1 protein-coding gene and 2 pseudogenes are annotated in these 3,139 nt (G+C 49.4%); 2 read left to right on the forward strand and 1 reads right to left on the reverse strand.

From position 1 onward, the window contains the following. Positions 1 to 216: 216 nt before the first annotated feature. A pseudogene (locus tag ACEQFP_RS17270) lies at positions 217 to 645 on the forward strand (recombinase family protein); the annotation flags it as partial. A gap of 318 nt (positions 646 to 963) precedes the next feature. Here ACEQFP_RS17270 and ACEQFP_RS17275 read toward each other — a convergent pair. After that, entirely contained in the window at positions 964 to 1,620 is a 657-nt protein-coding gene (locus tag ACEQFP_RS17275) for a quinolone resistance pentapeptide repeat protein QnrS1 (protein WP_001516695.1), read from the reverse strand. 394 nt (positions 1,621 to 2,014) lie between these two features. Here ACEQFP_RS17275 and ACEQFP_RS17280 point away from each other — a divergent pair. Continuing rightward, a pseudogene (locus ACEQFP_RS17280) lies at positions 2,015 to 3,069 on the forward strand (IS3 family transposase); the annotation flags it as partial. Between the last annotated feature and the right edge of the window lie 70 nt (positions 3,070 to 3,139).

Genomic DNA, 3,139 nt, shown 5'->3' on the forward strand with positions numbered 1-3,139 from the left:
CGCCAGATATTGGCTCATCATTGATGGTCAAAAAATGAGCCTAACGTACAATAATTTTCGATATCCAAACTGACCCCTGTTACAGACCCGGACCGCCGTTTTGAATAACGAACTGCAGGATAAATTTGTCTGCTGGTATCCGGGTTTTCAAAGTGACGGGAAGGGACCAGCGATGGCAGCATAGCTCACGCTGCCCCAATATTTTTTATGCTCTCGGTCGTATGGAAGCTGGACCGCCTCGGTCGTGATCTTCGTCATCTCATTAATACAGTGCACGACCTGACCGCGAGGGGGACCGGTCTGAAAGTGCTGACCGGTCACGGGGCGACTATCGACACAACAACGGCCGCTGGCAAGCTTGTCTTCGGTATCTTTGCCGCACTGGCGGAGTTTGAGCGCGAACTGATTGCTGAAAGAACGACTGCAGGTCTGGCATCAGCAAGAGCCCGTGGGCGGAACGGCGGCCGACCTTATAAAATGACGCCAGTCAAACTGCGACTGGCAATGGCATCAATGGGACAATCAGAAACAAAGGTCAGTACGCTATGCCAGGAACTTGGGATAACCCGGCAAACTTTGTACAGGCATATTTCCCCTGTTGGTCAACTGCGGGCGGACGGGATCAAGCTGCTCAACCGTGGATAATTTGAACGGACGGAAAAATCTGGGGTTCCGGCGTAGTACCCCTATCACCTCCACATTTTTGCAACAGTGCCTTATAAATGGCAGCCTTATGTTTACTTGCCAAGATGGGCTACCATATGATGTTTTATACTGAGCAATATTAATATTATCTTTAATGGAAAAATTAAGCCCACTAAGTGACCCACTGCTATATGGCTCTATTGTGAAGACGCCTGAGGGTAAAAATTTATACATGGTTGTCCCTATGTCTATTATTGCAAGGTTGACAATATTATTCGTTTTATAAATTTGAGCGTTTAAAATCACACATCAAAGCAATTAGTCAGGATAAACAACAATACCCAGTGCTTCGAGAATCAGTTCTTGCTGCCAGGCTGCAATTTTGATACCTGATGTATCGACTTTGCGGGGATCTAAACCGTCGAGTTCGGCGTGGCATAAATTGGCACCCTGTAGGCTAAATTGCCCCCAGACATCTTCGGAAAAAACACCTCGACTTAAGTCTGACTCTTTCAGTGATGCACCCGCTAGGTTCGTTCCTATCCAGCGATTTTCAAACAACTCACATTTTTCTAAACAAACCCTCTCCATATTGGCATAGGAAAGATTACATCCAGAAATAAATGCTGAGCAAAAGTACATACGATTACTCACTTGATGGGCAAAGTTTGTTCGGGAAAAGTTGGCACCTTTTAAATCACACGCACGGAACTCTATACCGTAGCAATTGGCATTACTGAAGTTTGCCATCGCAAGTTGGCATTGTTGGAAACTTGCATCACGAAGATCTGCGACATCAAAGTGGCAGCCTTCGATATCACCCTGTTCAATGAACTTGCAGTTGACGAATGTCGTATCACGCAAGTTAGCACGTCGAAAGTCGCTGCGAATGAATGTGCAAGCGGTGAAGGTGAGATCACTTAAGTCTTTATGTGAAAAGTTGTGGTGCCGATATGTATGATTGTAGGTTTCCATGAGTACTCCTTGTTGAAAGGAGGGCTAGACTACCATTATACATATGCCAAGACATTAAAATAAAAGCCTGTTACATCAACACATTACAACCCCTCAATTTACCTGTTTTAAGTGGTCAAATTGGCGCGTAGAGCGCCTATCGCTCTTGCATTGGCACGCGGCCCTGTTGAAAAAAGTTATTCGCTTTAGATAGGGTTAGGAGAGCCGTGCTTCGCCGGTAAAAAATCGGACTATCCGACGCAGGGCGGACTCATCGGCGGAGAAGCAAACTTTGACTATATCTCCCTACACTTGGAAGAGGGCTAGACTGGCCCCATAGATCACCAGACACTTCGACTCTCTTAAAATAAGAGGTAGTCTTGGAACTATGTTTAATACCAGTCAGAACGATAAGATGGTTGAAGTGTTATCAGGACCTGAGCGGCGTCGGCGTCGTACACCGCAGGAAAAAATTGCCATTATTCAGCAGACTATGGAGCCCGGTATGACCGTGTCTCATGTCGCGCGCCTGCATGGCATCAATGCAAACCAGATATTCAAATGGCGCAAGCAATATTAAGACGGTTCACTGACGGCTGTTGCATCGGGCGAGGAAGTGGTGCCGGCCTCCGAACTCGCTGCCGCCAATAAGCAAATTCGCGAACTCCAGCGCCTTCTGGGCAAAAAGACGATGGAAGCCGAGATACTCAAAGAGGCCGTGGAGTTCGGCCGGGCAAAAAAATGGATTGCGCATGCGCCCTCGTTGCCTGGGAACGACGAATAAGCGACGTTTGCAGAAGTCTTGGCGTGTCGCGTGCGCAGTTGAGCATTCGGGTTCACCGGCCATCTGACTGACAGGATCGCAGACGGCAGCCCCGTTCTGACGATACCACCGTATTGTCCCGGATAAACATGGCGGTGGCTGACCTGCCGACGTATGGTTATCGCCGTGTGTGGGCGCTGCTGCGACGGGAGTCGGAGCGGGACGGCCTGCCTGTGGTTAATGCAAAGCGGGTGTATCGCATTATGAGAACGCATAATCTGCTTCTTGAACGTAAACCCGCTGATCCTTGCCGTAAGCGGGCCCATAAGGGGCGCGTAGCAGTAGCGGAAAGTAACCGGCGCTGGTGCTCAGATGGCTTTGAGTTCCGCTGTGATAATGGCGAAAAGCTGCGGGTGACCTTCGCGCAGGACTGCTGCGACAGGGAGATCATTGACTGGGCAGCGAGCACCGGAGGCTATGACAAAGAAACGGTGCAGGATGTCATGCTGGGTGCGGTGGAAAAACGCTTCGGAAGGCAGTTGCCAACAGTGCCGGCGTTCGCCCGGTTGCTGGGACTGGAGCCTTGTACGACAGCAGTGCGAAGCCCGGAAAGCAATGGCATAGCAGAAAGCTTCGTGATGACGATAAAACGGGACTACATCAGCATCATGCCGAAACCGGACAGCGAGGCAGCGGTGATGGCACTGTTGCAAATAGTCGGTGGTGATAAACTTATCATCCCCTTTTGCTGATGGAGCTGCACATGAACCCATTCAA

Source organism: Edwardsiella sp. A.80236 (assembly GCF_044540725.1).
In the GTDB taxonomy this organism is placed as follows: domain Bacteria; phylum Pseudomonadota; class Gammaproteobacteria; order Enterobacterales; family Enterobacteriaceae; genus Edwardsiella; species Edwardsiella tarda.